Source organism: Pseudoroseomonas cervicalis, from assembly GCF_030818485.1.
Taxonomy (GTDB): domain Bacteria; phylum Pseudomonadota; class Alphaproteobacteria; order Acetobacterales; family Acetobacteraceae; genus Pseudoroseomonas; species Pseudoroseomonas cervicalis_A.
This window is the reverse complement of sequence record NZ_JAUTAJ010000004.1, coordinates 3,614,304-3,629,647: the sequence shown is the minus strand read 5'-3', so window position 1 is coordinate 3,629,647 and position 15,344 is coordinate 3,614,304. Positions and strand designations below refer to the sequence as shown.

At 73.6% G+C, this 15,344-nt stretch carries 14 protein-coding genes; 7 read left to right on the top strand and 7 right to left on the bottom strand.

What is annotated here, in order from left to right; all coding sequences use genetic code 11:
* Positions 1-253: 253 nt before the first annotated feature.
* The 3 genes from QE401_RS21100 to QE401_RS21090 are packed head-to-tail and all read left to right on the top strand — an operon-like array spanning position 254 to position 3,890.
* Positions 254-721, top strand: a complete 468-nt coding sequence (locus tag QE401_RS21100; protein ID WP_475638111.1) for a 2Fe-2S iron-sulfur cluster-binding protein — start codon at positions 254-256, stop codon at positions 719-721.
* 2 nt (positions 722-723) lie between these two features.
* The gene (locus QE401_RS21095; RefSeq protein WP_307140063.1) at positions 724-1,716 is read left to right on the top strand and encodes an FAD binding domain-containing protein; all 993 of its coding nucleotides are present in this window, start codon (positions 724-726) and stop codon (positions 1,714-1,716) included.
* The gene (locus QE401_RS21090; RefSeq protein WP_307140062.1) at positions 1,713-3,890 is read left to right on the top strand and encodes a xanthine dehydrogenase family protein molybdopterin-binding subunit; all 2,178 of its coding nucleotides are present in this window, start codon (positions 1,713-1,715) and stop codon (positions 3,888-3,890) included. Before QE401_RS21095 ends, QE401_RS21090 begins: the two co-directional genes overlap by 4 nt.
* A gap of 23 nt (positions 3,891-3,913) precedes the next feature.
* On the opposite strand, the gene QE401_RS21085 is transcribed toward QE401_RS21090, so the two are convergent.
* Together QE401_RS21085 and QE401_RS21080 are read right to left on the bottom strand one after the other, a co-directional pair.
* The gene (locus QE401_RS21085) at positions 3,914-4,816 is read right to left on the bottom strand and encodes an aldo/keto reductase (protein WP_307140061.1); all 903 of its coding nucleotides are present in this window, start codon (positions 4,814-4,816) and stop codon (positions 3,914-3,916) included.
* Between the two features lie 18 nt (positions 4,817-4,834).
* On the bottom strand, positions 4,835-5,710 hold the full coding sequence (locus QE401_RS21080; protein WP_307140060.1) for a MipA/OmpV family protein: 876 nt from the start codon (positions 5,708-5,710) through the stop codon (positions 4,835-4,837).
* Positions 5,711-5,868: 158 nt separating this feature from the next.
* On the opposite strand from QE401_RS21080, the gene QE401_RS21075 reads away from it, so the two are divergent.
* Both QE401_RS21075 and QE401_RS21070 read left to right on the top strand, forming a co-directional pair.
* Positions 5,869-6,582, top strand: coding sequence for a response regulator (locus QE401_RS21075; protein ID WP_307140059.1), 714 nt, complete (start codon positions 5,869-5,871; stop codon positions 6,580-6,582).
* Positions 6,579-7,997, top strand: a complete 1,419-nt coding sequence (locus QE401_RS21070; RefSeq protein WP_307140058.1) for a sensor histidine kinase — start codon at positions 6,579-6,581, stop codon at positions 7,995-7,997. Before QE401_RS21075 ends, QE401_RS21070 begins: the two co-directional genes overlap by 4 nt.
* Positions 7,998-8,012: 15 nt before the next feature.
* On the opposite strand, the gene QE401_RS21065 is transcribed toward QE401_RS21070, so the two are convergent.
* Positions 8,013-8,606, bottom strand: coding sequence for a TetR/AcrR family transcriptional regulator (locus QE401_RS21065; RefSeq protein WP_307140057.1), 594 nt, complete (start codon positions 8,604-8,606; stop codon positions 8,013-8,015).
* Positions 8,607-8,681: 75 nt separating this feature from the next.
* On the opposite strand from QE401_RS21065, the gene bdcA reads away from it, so the two are divergent.
* The gene (gene bdcA / locus QE401_RS21060; RefSeq protein WP_307140056.1) at positions 8,682-9,395 is read left to right on the top strand and encodes an SDR family oxidoreductase; all 714 of its coding nucleotides are present in this window, start codon (positions 8,682-8,684) and stop codon (positions 9,393-9,395) included.
* 45 nt (positions 9,396-9,440) lie between these two features.
* Here bdcA and QE401_RS21055 read toward each other — a convergent pair whose 3' ends face one another.
* The 4 genes from QE401_RS21055 to QE401_RS21040 all read right to left on the bottom strand — a co-directional run bounded on the left by QE401_RS21055 (position 9,441) and on the right by QE401_RS21040 (position 14,386).
* The gene (locus tag QE401_RS21055) at positions 9,441-11,663 is read right to left on the bottom strand and encodes a xanthine dehydrogenase family protein molybdopterin-binding subunit (RefSeq protein WP_307140055.1); all 2,223 of its coding nucleotides are present in this window, start codon (positions 11,661-11,663) and stop codon (positions 9,441-9,443) included.
* Positions 11,660-12,649, bottom strand: coding sequence for an FAD binding domain-containing protein (locus tag QE401_RS21050; RefSeq protein WP_307140054.1), 990 nt, complete (start codon positions 12,647-12,649; stop codon positions 11,660-11,662). The genes QE401_RS21055 and QE401_RS21050 overlap by 4 nt, the downstream gene beginning before the upstream one ends.
* The gene (locus tag QE401_RS21045) at positions 12,646-13,188 is read right to left on the bottom strand and encodes a 2Fe-2S iron-sulfur cluster-binding protein (RefSeq protein WP_307140053.1); all 543 of its coding nucleotides are present in this window, start codon (positions 13,186-13,188) and stop codon (positions 12,646-12,648) included. The genes QE401_RS21050 and QE401_RS21045 overlap by 4 nt, the downstream gene beginning before the upstream one ends.
* Before the next feature lie 232 nt (positions 13,189-13,420).
* Positions 13,421-14,386: a LysR family transcriptional regulator gene (locus QE401_RS21040; protein WP_307140052.1), complete on the bottom strand. Its 966-nt coding sequence runs from the start codon at positions 14,384-14,386 to the stop codon at positions 13,421-13,423.
* A gap of 232 nt (positions 14,387-14,618) precedes the next feature.
* Between QE401_RS21040 and QE401_RS21035 the strand changes: the two genes are divergently transcribed.
* Complete coding sequence (locus tag QE401_RS21035) at positions 14,619-15,326, top strand: hypothetical protein (RefSeq protein ID WP_307140051.1); 708 nt, start codon at positions 14,619-14,621, stop codon at positions 15,324-15,326.
* Positions 15,327-15,344 lie beyond the last annotated feature (18 nt).

Below are 15,344 nucleotides of genomic sequence, written 5' to 3'. Positions count from 1 at the left end.
GGCGTGAATAGCTTTCCCTCGCCAGGCCGAGGCGGCCTCCCCCGGCCTCGCCCGCGATGGAAAGGACCTGCCGGTGACCGAATTCGCGATGGATGACGCCCCCGACCCACACGCCGCGTCGCCCGAGGCCACGCGACGCGGCCTGGCGCGCTGCGGCGCCGCCCTGGCCGCCCTCTCCGCCCTGCCCGCCGCGGCGCAGACCGCCACCCCCGCGGCGCCCCCCGCGGCCGCGGCGCCGCCCCCCGGCGCCAGCCTGCCGCTGTCGCTGCGGGTGAATGGCCAGGCGGTGTCGCTGCCGGTGGATCCGCGCAGTTCGCTGCTCGACCTGCTGCGCGAGCGGTTGCACCTGACCGGCGCCAAGAAGGGCTGCGACCATGGCCAGTGCGGCGCCTGCACCGTGCATGTCGATGGCAGGCGCGTCGCATCCTGCCTGACGCTGGCGGCGCAGGTGGAGGGGCGCGCGGTGCTGACCATCGAGGGCATCGCGCCCGAGGGCCGGCTGCACCCGATGCAGCAGGCCTTCATCGACCATGACGCGCTGCAATGCGGCTATTGCACGCCGGGCCAGATCATGGCCGCCATCGCCTGTGTCCGCGAAGGCCAGGCCGGCAGCGACGAGCAGATCCGCGAGGCGATGAGCGGCAATCTCTGCCGCTGCGGCGCCTATGCCGGCATCCTGGCGGCGATCCGCGACGCCGCCCCCAAGATGCGGGAGGGCTGAGCATGCGCCCCTTCGATTACGCCCGCGCCGGCGCGGTGGAGGCGGTACCCGCCGCCCTCGCCGGCGGCGCCCGGATCCTGGCCGGCGGCACCACAATCTACGACCTGATGAAGCTCGGCATCGAGACGCCGGATGCGCTGCTCGACATCTCCGGCATGCCCGGGCTGGATGGCATCGAGATCGGCGAGAACGAGATCACCTTCGGCGCCCTGGCGCGGATGAGCGACGCGTCGCACCACCCCGAGATCCTGCGCCGCTGCCCGGTGCTGGCGGAGGCGCTGGCCAAGGCGGCGTCGCAGCAGCTGCGCAACATGGCGAGCCTGGGCGGCAATCTGCTGCAGCGGACGCGCTGCCCCTATTTCCGCAATGGCGCGCATTACGCCTGCAACAAGCGCAATCCCGGCAGCGGCTGCGCCGCGCGGGAGGGGCTGGATCGCGGCCATGCGCTGTTCGGCGGCAGCGAGGCCTGCATCGCCGTCTATCCCGGCGACTGGGCGGTGGCGCTGGTGGCGCTCGACGCCACGCTCGACCTGCTGGGCCCCGAGGGCCCGCGCAGCCTGGCGGTGGCCGAGCTGCACCGCCTGCCCGGCGACACGCCGCAGCAGGAGCATACGCTGCGGCCGGGCGAGATGATCCTGCGGATCCGCGTGCCGCTCGGGCCGCATGGCGCCGCCTCGACCTATCACAAGATCCGCGACCGCGAATCCTATGCCTTCGCCCTGGTCTCCGCCGCCGTGGCGCTGGCGCTGGAGGGCGGGGTGGTGCGCCAGGCGCGAATCGCGCTGGGCGGCGTCGCCACCCGCCCCTGGCGCGTGCCGCAGGCCGAGGCGGTGCTGGCCGGCCGCCGCCTGGACCGCGCGCTGGCCCTCGAGGCCGGCCGCGCCGCCTTCGCCGAGGCCCGGCCGGGCCGGCACAACCAGTTCAAGCTGGCGCTGGGCGCGGAGACCGTGGCCGACGCGCTGATGATCGCCGCCGCACGGAGCCCCGCCCGATGAGCGACACCCCGTCCTTCCCCGACCGCCCGCGCCTGGAGGCCGCCGACAAGGTGCGCGGCGCCACCCGCTTCGCCGCCGATCTGCCGCTGCCACGCCTGGCGCATGCGATGACCGTGCCCTCCCCCATCGTGCGCGGCCGGCTGCTCGGCCTCGACGACGCGGCGGCGCGCGCCCTGCCCGGCGTGCTGGCGGTGCTGAGCTGGCGCGATTTCGCCGGCGTCACCTCCGCCGGCTACCTGATGGGCGGCGGGCGCGGCTTCCAGAGCCACCAGCCCATGCTGTCCGACCGGCTGGTGCATCATGGCGAGCCGGTGGCGCTGGTGGTGGCCGAGACGCCGGAAATCGCCGCCGAGGCCGCCCGGCTGGTGCAGCCGCGCTGCGAGGCCGAGCCCTTCGCCGCCCTGCCGGACGCCCCCGGCGCCGAGGCGACGCCGCCGCGGCAGAGCTACGATGTGGGCGACGCGCCCGCGGCGCTGGCCGCCGCCGCCCATGTGGTGGAGGCCGAGTACAGCCATCCGGCGCAGTTCCAGAACCCGATGGAGCTGATCGCCACCCTCGCCGATTGGCGCGACGGCGTGCTGACCCTGCATGAGGGCTCGCAGAATGCCGGCGCGGTGAAGTTCGGTGTCGCCGCCGCGCTCGGCCTCGACCCGGCGCAGGTGCGGGTGGAGAGCGCCTATCTCGGCGGCGGCTTCGGCCAGAAGAACTCGCTGCAGGCGCAGACCGTGCTGGTGGCGCGCGCCGCCATGGCGCTGGGCCGGCCGGTGAAGCTGGTGATGCCGCGCGCCCAGCTCTTCCACACGGCGAGCTTCCGCCCCGCCAGCCGCCACCGCATCCGCCTCGGCGCCGATGCGCAAGGGCGCATGACGGCCGCGCTCTACGAGGCCGACATGCAGAACAGCCGCGCCGACACGCTGCCGGCGCTGTTCAGCGAGATCACCTCGCGGCTCTACGACATCCCGAACTACCGCAGCGCCGAGCGGCTGGTGCGCACCGATGTGCAATCGCCCGGCTATATGCGCGCGCCCTTCGAGCAACCGGCCTCCTTCGCCTTCGAGAGCGCGGTGGACGAGCTGGCGCATGCGCTGGGCCGCGACCCGCTGGAATTCCGCCTGGCGCATGACGCGGCGCGGGACCCGGTGACGGGGCGGCCCTTCTCCTCCCGCTTCCTGGCCGAATGCCTGCGCCAGGGGGCGGAGCGCTTCGGCTGGGCGCGCCGCGACCCGAGGCCCGGCGCGATGCGCGACGCGGCCGGGCAGCGGGTCGGCTGGGGCGTCGCCTGCGGCGCCTACAAGGCCGCCATCTCGCCGGCCATCGCCCGGCTGCGGGTGCGCGCCGATGGCAGCACGCATCTCGCCGTCAGCGGGCATGAGATGGGCCAGGGGATGCGCACCGCCATCCTGGCCATGCTGGTCGCCTATCTCGACATCGATCCGGAGCGGGTGGAGATCCGCATCGGCGAGACCGAGGCGGCGCCGCAGCACCTGACCGCCGGCTCCTGGGGCAGCGCCAGCAGCCTGCCCGCGGTGCGCCGCGCCGCGCTGGCGCTGCGCGACCGGATGGAGGAGCTGCGCCAGGGCCGCACCCTGCGCGGCAATCTGCACCAGCGCCTGGCCCGGCTGCGCCGGCCGCAGATCGAGGTGGAGGCGCGCGCCCAGGCGCCGGGCCAGCCGGATGCGGTGTTCGGCCGGCTGACCAGCGGGCTGCCCGCCGCGGCCGGGCCGGAATATCCGGACTTCGTCAGCTTCAGCCACGCCGCGCATTTCGTCGAGGTGCGGGTGGAGCCGACGACGCGGCGCATCCGCGTGCCGCGTGTCGTCAGCGTCATCGATTGCGGCCGCGTGGTCAGCCCGCGCACGGCGGAAAGCCAGGTGCGCGGCGCCGTGGTCTGGGGCATCGGCGCGGCGCTGCGCGAGGCGGCGGAGATCGACCCGCGCTATGGCGGCGTGCTGAACAACGATCTGGCCGAATATGTCGTGCCGGTGGCCGCCGATATCGGCGCCATCGAGGTCGGCTTCGTCGACCGCCCCGATCCGCGGCTGAACGGCGCCGGCGTGAAGGGCCTGGGCGAGGTGGCGATGGTCGGCGTCGCCGCCGCCATCGGCAATGCGGTGTTCCACGCCACCGGGCGCAGGGTGCGGGAATTGCCGATCCGGGTGGAGCACCTGCTGTAGCCGGCGGGCACCCGGGCTGGCCGTCAGGCCGCCGCGCGCCCCTCGCCGGGGCGGCGGCGCGTCGGGGCGGGCGGCGCCTCCGGCGGCAGCGCGTCGCTGCCCGGCGGCAGCAGCTGGTCGAGGCCGTCCAGCAGCTCCGGCTCCGGCACCAGCCGCGCGGCGTGCAGCGCCTGCTCCAGGGCCGCCGCGCCGGCTGGCGCGACCAGCGCCGCCGTCACCGCCGGATGCGCGAGGGTGAAGGCCAGGGCGAGCTGCGCCGGCGTCAGCCCCGCCGCCGCCGCCAGGCGCTGCAGCCCGGCCTGCTGCGGCGCGTCCATGGGGCGGGCCGGGCCGCGCGCCAGCACGCCCATTCCGTGGCGCCGGCAGCTCGGCAGCAGGTCGCGCTCGGCGCCGCGGGCGAGCGGGGCGTAGAGGGCGCGGGCGCTGCCCGGCCGGGCCAGGCCACGCCCCTCGGCCCGCCAATGCGCCTCGACGAGGAGGGAAGGCTGCGGCTCCAGCACACCGAAGGCGCGCAGCTTGCCCTCCCATATCAGGGTGGTGAGCAGCGCCAGCGCCGCCTCGGTGGCCTCGCCCGGCGCCGGCAGCGGCAGCTGGGCGAGGTCCAGGCAATCGGTGCGCAGCCGGCGCAGCGCGCCCTCGACCGCGCCGCGCAACCCGGCGGCGCGCGGCCCTGGCGGCGGCAGGCGCGCCGCCAGCACCGGCGGCGCGGCCTCGCCGTGCAGCGCCTCGCCCCGCAGCGCCTCGCCCAGCAGCGCCTCGGCCTCGGGCGTGCCGGCCTCGAACAGGGTGACGCCGCCCTCCCGCGCCTGCCGCAGCAGGCGCAGCGCCTGGCGGCGATCCGGCACGGCGCCGAGGCTGAGGCCGCAGGCGCCGACCACCAGCCCGGTCTGGCCCAGGGCGCGGCGCGGCAGCGCGGTCGCCGGCACGGCCCCGCCCCCCGCCGCTCAGAACCGGTAGGTGACGGCGAGGCCGCCGCGCAGCTGGTTGCGGTTGCCCTCCAGCCGGACGATCGGGCTGTCGGCCGCGTCGCCCAGCAGGTAGGAATAGGAGAGCCGGCCGGTCAGCCCCCAATGGTCGGTCAGCTGGTAGCCGGCGGTCAGCCCCAGCCCGGCATCGCGCAGCCCCGCCGCGGGGCGGTATTCCGGCAGGCCGGAGCGCAGCGCCTCGGCCCGCGTCACGCCGAAATGGGTGCGGGTGTAGTCGCCATCGGCATAGCTCAGCTCGGTGTCGAGATTGACGAAATAGCGCGCCCCGCGCAGCGCGGCGTAGGACAGGCCGGCCGAGACCTGGGCGCCATTGGACGATCCGGTGGCGGTCAGCGACAGCTCCACCTGCCCCTGGCCGCGCGCATCGCCGCCGAGCCGCAGCGCGACGAAGCCGCCCGCCTCCAGCACCGGGTCGATCTCGTCCAGCCGCGCCACGCGGTCATTGTCGACATCATCGTCGCGCCCGGGCGCCAGGCGCAGCACCGGCCCGGCCACCAGCCGGCGCGAGGGCAGCAGATTGGCGCGCAGGCCGAGGCCGCGCAGCTGCAGGAAATACGGGCCATGCGACAGCTCGCCCATGACGAAGGGGGCAAACTGGCTGGTCTCCGCCCCGGCATATTCCGGCGCGAAGGCGGGGCCGATCCCGAGGAAGCCGGTCCAGCCGGTGACCGGGTCGGGGGCCGGCGCCGGGCGGGCGGCGGGGGCGATGGCGAGCGGGCCCTGGACCGGCTGGGTCAAGGCGGGCTGGGCCAAAGCGGGTTGGGCCAGCAGCGGGGCCGCCAGCAGCGGGGGTGCCCATCGGGCGGCGAGGATGGCGCGGAGGCTGAACGACACGGCGGGGGATGCTCCTGTTCCTGCGGAGCGACCCTAGCCAGGCGGTTTTGCGCCTTGATGTGGCGCTTGTGGCGGCACCGTCACCTTGTTGCAGCCATGATACATTTCCGCCAAGGACCGGTCATACGCGCGGCGGAGCTGCGCGGTAGAAGGATGGCATGACGCCGATGCCGCATGTGCTGATCGTCGATGATGACGAGGACATCCTGTCGCTGCTGACCCAGTTCCTGCAGAACCATTCCTGCAGCGTGAGCGTGGCCCGGCGCGGCGAGGAGATGTTCGCGCGGCTGGAGGCCGAGCCGGTCAGCGTCGTCATCCTCGACGTCATGCTGCAGGGGGAGAACGGCTTCGACCTGTGCCGCAGGCTGCGCGCGCAATCCGGCGTGCCGGTGATCATGCTGACGGCGATGAGCGAGCACACCGACCGGGTCGTGGGGCTGGAGATCGGCGCCGATGACTATCTGACCAAGCCCTTCAGCGCGCGCGAGCTGCTGGCGCGCATCAAGGCGGTGCTGCGCCGCGCCACGGCGCCGCAGCCGGCCCAGGCGGCGCGGCCGGTGCTGGGCTTCGGCCGCTGGCGGCTCGACATCGCGCGGCGGGAGCTGCGGGCGCAGGACAACACGCTGGTCTTCCTCTCGGCCGGCGAGTTCGACCTGCTGCTGGCCTTCGCCGAGCATCCGCAGCGCGTGCTGACGCGCGACATGCTGATGGACCTGACGCGCGGCGAAAGCTACGCCGCCTTCGACCGCAGCATCGATGTGCAGATCAGCCGGCTGCGCCGCAAGCTGGAGGCCGACCCGAAGACGCCGGAGCTGATCCGCACCGTGCGCAATGGCGGCTACATCCTGATGGCCGCCGTGGTGCGGCTGTGAGGGGCAGGGCCGCGCTGGGCGCGGGGGCGGCGCGGATCGCGTGGCTGAGCTGCTGGCTGGGCGACACCCTGGCCCGGCGCTTCGCCATGACCATCCTGCTGGCCTTCGCCGCCACGCTGGGGATGAACCTGCTCTTCGTCAATTTCGCCGGGGTGTGGGGCCGCCCCTCGGTGCCGGAGACCGGGCTGCTGCACGGCGCGGCGGCGGCGGTGCGCATCATCGAGGCGCTGCCGCCCGACTCGCGACCGCAGGCGGCGGCGGCCGCCGCCACGCCGGAATACCGCCTCGCCTGGTATCCGGGCGACACGCCGCTGCCGCTGACCGAGCGGCTGCGGCGCAATTTTTGGCAGGCGCGGCCGATGCTGCGCGCCCTGCTCGGCGATGAGCGCAACATCATCTTCTTCGATTCCGACAGCGAGGAAATGGCCGGGGCGCGCTTCGACGTCGGGCCGCCGGCGGAGGACAAGACCTATTTCATGGGCGTGCAGCTGGCGGACCGCTCCTGGCTGATGTTCACCGTGCCGGAATGGCGCTGGGGGCCGACACCCTGGCTGCGCAAGGTGGTGCGCTTCCTCTTCGCCCTGGCCTCGGTGCTGCTGCTGGCGACGCTGACCGCGCGCAGCCTGGCGGGGCCGATCGAGCGGCTGGCCGCGGCGGTGCGCCGCTTCGGCACCGACCCGCAGGCGCCGCCCATCCCCCCCACCGGCCCGGCCGAGCTGCGCCAGACCATCGAGGCCTTCAACGCCATGCAGGCGCGCATCGGCCGCTTCGTGCAGGACCGCACGGTGATGCTGGCGGCGATCTCGCATGATCTGCGCACGCCGCTGACGCGCATGCGGCTGATCGCCGAATTCGTCGAGGAGCCGCAGCAGGGCCGCCTGTTCCGCAATGTCGACGAGATGCAGGGCATGGTGGATTCGGCGCTGGCCTTCTTCCGCGACGATGCCGGGCAGGAGCCCTTCACCCGCTTCGACCTGCCGGAGCTGCTGAAATCCATCATCGACGATTATGGCGACCAGGGCATCGCCATCCCCTATGCCGGGCCCGACCATGGCCCGCATCACGGCCGGCCGCACGCGCTGCGCCGCGCCTTCGTCAACCTGGTCGAGAATGCGGTGAAATACGCGACCCCGCCCGAGATCCTGCTGCGGCTGGAGGCGGGGCGCGCCGAGATCCTGGTGCGCGATGCCGGCCCCGGCCTGCCGCAGGAGGCGCTGGAGCAGGTCTTCGCCCCCTATTACCGGATGGAGAGCTCGCGCAACCGGGCCAGCGGCGGGGTGGGGCTCGGCCTGACCTCGGCGCGCAGCATCATCCGCGCGCATGGCGGCGAGGTGAGGCTGGCCAACCGGCCCGGCGGCGGGCTGGAGGTGCACGTCACCCTGCCGGCCCAGCCGGAAACCCTGCCGCCCGGCTGAGCGCCGCCCGCGCCGCTAATCCGGCGGCAGCGCCGCGGCGATGGCCTGGGCGGCCAGCCGGGCGGTGGCCAGCAGGCGCTCCGGCGCATGCCCCTCCCGCGCCAGGGCGGACAGCCCGGTCATCACCGTGGCGACGTAATCGGTCAGCGCCTCGGCCAGCGCCGGATGCGCGGCGGCGATGAAGCCCCTGATCCGCTCCAGCGAGGCGCTGCTCAGGCTGCGCGCGGCCTGGCGCGCCTCGGCATCGTTGCAGCGCATGCCCTCGATCACCAGGCAGCCGGCGGCGGCGCTGCCGCCGGCATAGCGGCGCGCCGCCTCCTCCAGCAGCGCGGCCAGCCCCTCCGCCACCGGCCGGCCGGGGCGCAGGATCTCCGAGAGCGGCAGCCCCTCGACCGCGCCGTAGCGGCACAGGGTGCGGGCATAGAGCGCCGCCTTGCTGCCGAAGGCGGCGTAGAAGCTGGGCGGGTTGATGCCCAGCGCGGCGGTGAGGTCGGCGACGCTCACCGCATCATAGCCGCGCTCATGGAACAGCCGCTGGGCGGTGACGAGGGCCGCCTCGGGGTCGAAGCGGCGGGGGCGGCCACGCGGCCGCGGGGAATTTGTAGTCATCGATACAAAATGCCTTGACGGGGCCTCCGGAGCATTTATGTAGCACCCACTACGTTTCATCTCAAGGAGGGCCGCATGGCCGATTTCCAGGGCAAATCCGTTCTCGTCCTCGGCGGCAGCCGCGGCATCGGCGCGGCGATCGTGCGGCGCTTCGCCGCCGAGGGCGCCAAGGTCGCCTTCACCTATTCCGGCTCGCAGGAGGCGGCGGAGAAGCTGGCCGCCGAGACCGGCGCCAGCGCCGCGCGCACCGACAGCGCCGACCGCGACGCGGTGATCGCCCGGGTGCGCGACAGCGGCCCGCTCGACGTGCTGGTGGTCAATGCCGGCGTCGCCATCTTCGGCGACCCGCTGGAGCAGGATCCGGACGAGGTCGACCGGCTGGTGCGCATCAATGTCACCGCCCCCTACCATGCCGCGGTGGAGGCGGCGCGGCGCATGCCGGATGGCGGGCGCATCCTGGTCATCGGCTCGGTCAATGGCGACCGCGTGCCCTTCCCCGGCCTCTCCGCCTACGCCATGAGCAAATCGGCGCTGCAGAGCATGGCGCGCGGCCTGGCGCATGATTTCGGCCCGCGCGGCATCACCGTGAACATCGTCCAGCCGGGCCCGATCGACACCGACATGAACCCCGCCGACGGGCCGCTGAAGGATCTGGTGCATCCGCTGATGGCGCTGAAGCGGCATGGCAAGCCGGAGGACGTGGCCGGCATGGTCGCCTGGCTGGCCGGGCCGGAGGCCGGCTTCGTCACCGGCGCCATGCACACCATCGATGGCGGCTTCGGCGCCTGACCACCGAAGCGCCCCCGCCGCGCAGCACGCGGCGGGGGCAGCCCGTCAGCCCGGCAGGAAGGGCAGCAGCCGGTCCAGCGTGATCGGGTAGTCGCGCACGCGGATCCCGGTGGCGTTGTAGATGGCATTCGCCACCGCCGCCCCGGCGCCGCTGATGCCGAGCTCGCCGATGCCCTTCGACAGCAGCGGGTTGGCGGCGTGGTCGCGCTCCTCCAGGAACACCACGTCGAGCGGCGGGATGTCGGCATGCGCCGGCAAATGGTATTCGCCGAGATCGCGATTGACGATCTTGCCGCTGCGCGGGTCGTGCACGAGATCCTCGGTCAGCGCGCCGCCAATGCCGAAGATGATGCCGCCCGTGGCCTGGGACAGCGCCGTCCTGCGGTTCAGGATGCGGCCCGCCGCCAGCACGCTGGTCCAGCGGGTGACCCGCGTCTCGCCGGTGACGGCATTGACCCGCATTTCGCAGAAATGCGCGCCATAGGAGGCCTGGTGGAAATCCTGGTTGGCCTGGCCGGGCTCGACCGCGCCTTCCGCCTCCATGCCATTGCCCACCAGCTGCGCGATCGGCCGGCTGAGGCCCGGCGCCTCCAGCATGCCATCGGCCAGGCGCATCGCGGCCGGGTCGCAGCCGGCGGCGGCGGCCAGCTTCTGGCGCAGCGCCGCGCAGGCGGCGTAGACGGCGCTGCCGGAACTGGCCGCGCCCCAGGACCCGCCGGAGCCGGCGCTGGCCGGATCATTCGTGTCGCCCAGCCGCACCTCGACCTGCTCCACCCGGGTGCCGAGCAGATCGGCGGCGATCTGCGCCAGGATGGTGTAGGTGCCGGTGCCGATATCGGTCATCTCGGTCGCCACCGTCACGCGGCCATCGGCGCCGATGCCGACCCGCGCGCTGCTGGGGCCAAGCAGATTGCCGCGCGCCGCGGCGGCCATGCCATGGCCGATCAGCCACTCCCCCTCGCGCCGCCCGCCGGGTTTCGTGTTGCGCGCGGCCCAGCCGAAGCGCTCCGCCCCCTGGCGCAGGCATTGCGCCAAGGCGCGGCTGGAGAAGGGCGCGCCGGTTTCCGGGTTGCGCTCCGGCTCGTTGCGCAGGCGCAGCGCCACCGGGTCGAGGCCGAGCGTCTCCGCCAACTCGTCGAGGGCGCATTCCAGCGCCAGCATGCCGACCGCCTCGCCCGGTGCGCGCATCGAGACGCCGACCACCTTGTTCATCCGCGCCACCCTGTGGTCGACCATGCGGTTCGGCGCGGCGTAGAGGAAATGCGTGGCGATGCCGGCGGGCTCGAAGAAGATCTCGCCCTCCATCTGGCTGGTCACCGTCTCATGCGCGATGGCGGAGAGCCGCCCCTCGCGATCGGCGCCGAGGCGGATGCGCTGCCAGGTCTCCGGCCGGCGGCCGGTGATGTCGAAGACCTGCTGCCGCGCCATGACGATCTTGACCGGCCGGCCGAGGCGCTGCGCCGCGATGGCGGCCGCCACCGCCTCCGGCATCACGCCGAGCTTGCCGCCGAAGCCGCCACCGACATAGGGCGAGACCACGCGCGCCTGTTCCGGCGCGATGCGCAGGCTGGCGGCGAGCTGGTTGCGCGTGACGATCGGCGATTGGTAGGAGCCGTAGACCGTCACCCGCTCCCCTTCCCACACCGCGACCGAGGCGTGCGGCTCCATCGCCGCGTGGCTCTGGCTCGGCGTGGTCCAGACCGTGTCGATGGTCGCGGCGGCGTCGCGCAGCCCGGCCTCCAGATCGCCCTGCTCGGTGTGGATGGCGAACAGCCCGCCGAGATCATTCTCCGGATGCTCGGCCGCGTGCCGCGCGCTTTCGAAATCGAAGACGCCCCCGGCCGCCGCGAATTCCACCCGCATGGCCTGGGCGCCGGCGCGCGCCGCCTCGTAGCTCTCGGCGACGACAAGGGCGATGGGCTGGCGGAAATGCACCACCTCCTCCACCCCCTGCGGCGGCGCCTCGCTGCTGGCGAAATCGCCCGGGATGCGCAGCAGGCGGTCATCATCGATCACCGCCAGCACGCCGGGCATGGCCAGCGCCGCCGCGGTGTCGAGCCGCGTCACCCGCCCGGCGCCGAAGGGCGCCTGCACCAGCACGCCATGCGCAAGACCGGGGAAGAAATGCTCGGCGGCGTAGCGCGCGGCGCCGGCGACCTTCAGCCGGCCCTCGATGCGGCCCAGCGCGCGCCCGGTCTGCGGGTTGGCGACATCGTCGAGCAGGCTGTGCCCGACCGGCGCATCCATCACGATCCGTCCGGCGCTCATGCCGAGGCCTCCGTCAGTTGCGCCAGGCAGGCGGACAGCGTCCGCCGCAGCAGCGGGATCTTGAAGTCATTGCCGCCCTGGCCGCGCGCGCCCTGCAGCACGATGTCGGCCACGCGGTCGAACAGGGCCGGGCCGGGCTCGGCGCCGGTCAGCGCCGCCTCGGCCTCCCGGTTGCGCCAGGGCATGGCGCCGATGCCACCGAAGGCCAGCCGCGCCGAGGCGATGCGCCCCTCCGCCACGGCGACGATGCCGGCGACCGAGACAAGCGCGAAGGCATAGGAGGCGCGGTCGCGCACCTTGCGGTAGAGCTGGCGCCCGGGCGGCGCCGGCGGCAGGCGCACCGAGAGGATCAGCTCACCCGGTTCAAGGTTGTGCTCGCGCTGCGGCGTGTCGCCCGGCAGGCGGTAGAGGTCGTCCAGGGTCAGCTCGCGCCGCTCGCCGCCCGGCCGGATGGTTTCCACCACCGCGTCCAGCGCGCGCATCGCCACCGCCATGTCGGAAGGATGGCTGGCGATGCAGTGCTCGGAAGTGCCGAGGATCGCCATGATGCGGTTGAAGCCGCCCTGCGCCGCGCAGCCGCTGCCCGGCTGGCGTTTGTTGCAGGGGCTGGCGGTGTCGTAGAAATAATAGCAGCGCGTCCGCTGCAGCAGATTGCCCGCCGTGGTCGCCTTGTTGCGCAGCTGGCCGGAGGCGCCGGCCAGGATGGCGCGCGACAGCACCGCGTAGCGGGCGCGCACCAGCGGATGCGCGGCCAGCTCGGCATTGCTGAGCAGCGCGCCAATGCGCAAGCCCCCCTCCGCCGTCTCCTCCACCGCGGGCAGGCCGAGCCGGTTGATGTCCACCAGCTGGGTCGGCGCCTCGATGCCGAGCTTCATCAGGTCGAGCAGATTGGTGCCGCCGGCGATGAAGCGCGCCTCAGGCCGCTCCGCGGCGGCGTGCAGCGCCTGCTCGACGCTGGCGGCGCGGGCATAACCGAAGCCGATCACGAGTTCTTCTCCGTCCCGGCGGCGTAGTCGCCGATCGCCTCGACGATGTTGGGATAGGCCGAGCAGCGGCAGAGATTGCCGCTCATCCGCTCGCGGATCTCCGCCGGCTCCGGCGTGGCGGCCCCCTCCAGCGAGGCGGAGACATGGCTCGGCCAGCCGGCGCGGATCTCGTCCAGCATGCCGATGGCCGAGCAGATCTGGCCCGGCGTGCAATAGCCGCACTGGAAGCCGTCCCTCTCGATGAAGGCGGCCTGCAGCGGGTGCAGCGCCTCGGGGCTGCCGAGCCCCTCGATGGTGGTGATGCGGTCGCCATCATGCATCGCCACCAGGGTCAGGCAGCTGTTCAGGCGGCGGCCATTCACCAGCACGGTGCAGGCGCCGCATTGCCCGTGGTCGCAGCCCTTCTTGGTGCCGGTCAGCCGCAGATGCTCGCGCAGCGCGTCCAGCAGCGTGACGCGCAGGTCGAGGCGCAGCAGCCGCGCCTCGCCATTCACCTCCAGCCTCGTCTCCAGGGTCTGATCGGCTTCCGTCCAGTTCATGACACCCTCCTGATCGCTGGCGCGGTCCCGGGTCCCGGCGCCCTGCGGCGCACCCGCTTCCCGCGATTCTGTCAGCCGCCCTGTCCGAAACCGCAGGGCGCGCCGCTGGTAACGACCGGAGCGGCGCCGCGTTGAGCGCCAAGCTGTCGGTGCAGCGGGGAGGATTTGGCGACAAGCGCGCCGCGCCGGAGCGGCGCCGGGAGGTCCGCGGCGTGCGGGAAGCGGCCGCGCCTCAGCCTTGCCGCGCCGGCGCGGCCGCCGCGGGGAGCGGCATCAGCGGCGCCGATATCGCCGCGGCGTTGGCGAAGGGCCGCGACAGGATGAAGGCCTTGAAGGCCTCGAGCCCGGCGGAGCGATGCGCGCGGGCCGGCAGATACATGTAGGCCGGCCAGGTGGCGTGGTTCCAATCTGGCAGCAGCTCGACCAGCCTGCCGGCGCGCAGCTCCGCCTCCACCATGAAATCCAGCGCCCGGCCGATGCCGAAGCCGCTCTGGATGCCGGCCATCAGCGAGGGCGCGTCATTGACCGTGACGCTGCCCTCGGCGGCGATGCGCTGCGGCTCGCCCGCCTCGTTCAGGAAGCTCCAGCCATGCGGCCGGCCGGTGACGTCATCCAGCAGGCGCAGGCATTGATGGCCGTCGAGCAGCGCCTCCGGCCGGTCGGGCAGGCCGTGCCGCGCGACATAGGCCGGGGTGGCGCAGGTGACGACGCGGCTGCGGAACAGCAGCCGCTTGTGCAGGTCGCGCGCCTCGGGCTCGCCGAAGCGCACGGCGATGTCGACGCCCTCGGCCAGCAGATTGTCGGTGCGGTCGCGGATCAGCAGCTCCACCTTCAGCCGCGGGTGGCGCGCGACCAGCTCGGGCAGGCTCGGCATCAGCAGATAGGTGCCGAAGGCGGCGTCGCAGGTCACCCGCAGCCGGCCGCGCAGCTCGTCCGGCCGCGCCGGGCGCGCCGCCTGGCCCAGCCGGTCCAGCAGCGGCCGCACCTCCTCCAGGAAGGCGCGCCCCTCATCGGTCAGCTTCAGCGCGCGGCTGGTGCGGTCGAACAGCCGCAGCCCGGTGCGCTCCTCCAGCCGGCCCACCGCCTTGCCGACGCCCGAGCGCGACAGGCCGAGATGCTGCGAGGCGCGCGCATAGCCGCCCGCCTCCGCCACCGCGACGAAGACCGTGATGCCGCTGATGATGCGCCCATCGAACATGGCGAGGCCTGCCGCGGAGGGTGGAGATGGCCCAGCCTACAATGCGCGGCGCGGGCGGGCCAATGCGCCGGCGCGCGGCCCCTGCCACCCCGGCTCCGCCCTCCGCCAACCGCCATGGCAGCGCTTCACGTCAGCGTGATGACCCACTCGGCGCGGGCATGGCGGCGTCAGGCATGCGACACAGGCGGGAACCATTCCGGCTTCGCACCACCCTCGCTCCGAAAGTCAGGCCATGACCCCCGACACCGCGCTCCACCCCCTTCCGGAGGACGCCCTCGAGCTGGTGCATGGCGGCGCCGGGAAGATCGCGCTGCCGGGGACGAGCGGGCAGCCCGGCGACGATGCGGATCTGGTGTCGCAGCTGCTGGCGCTGCGGCAGGACAATGCGGACTCCCAGGATCAGCAGATCACGCACGCCCAGTCGGCCATGCAATCCTCCATCGAGGAGAAGCAGGACAAGATGAACGAGATGGCGGCCAAGATGCAGGAGGCGATGGACAAGCACGGCTCCGGCTCGGTCGCCGACAAGATCGGGATGGCCTTCGAGCAGCTCGGCGCCATCGTCCAGTTTTTCGCGGCCGTGCAGGTCGCCGCCCCGCAGATGCCGGGCGGCAATACGGCCTCGCTCATGACCGTGGCCCAGCAGAGCCTGGAGACCCTGTGGGGCTATCTGCAGCCGGTGCTGGAACAGCCGCAGGTGCAGCAGATGCTGCTGCAGCACGGCCAGGAGCCGGGCCCCTACGACTTCCTGCACAGCTTCTCCGAGGCGATGCAGGATGGCCATCTGAGCCAGCCGGAGATGATCCACATGTTCCAGTCGGCGCTGCCGCTCTTCACCGGCCAGGGCACGGGGAGCCCGACCGCGACAGTCACCGTGGGCGGCACCTCCATCGGCCTCGGCGGGTCCGCGACAGAGGCCACCGGCAAGCATCGCGGCTGAGGCCGCGGGCCGGGGCCC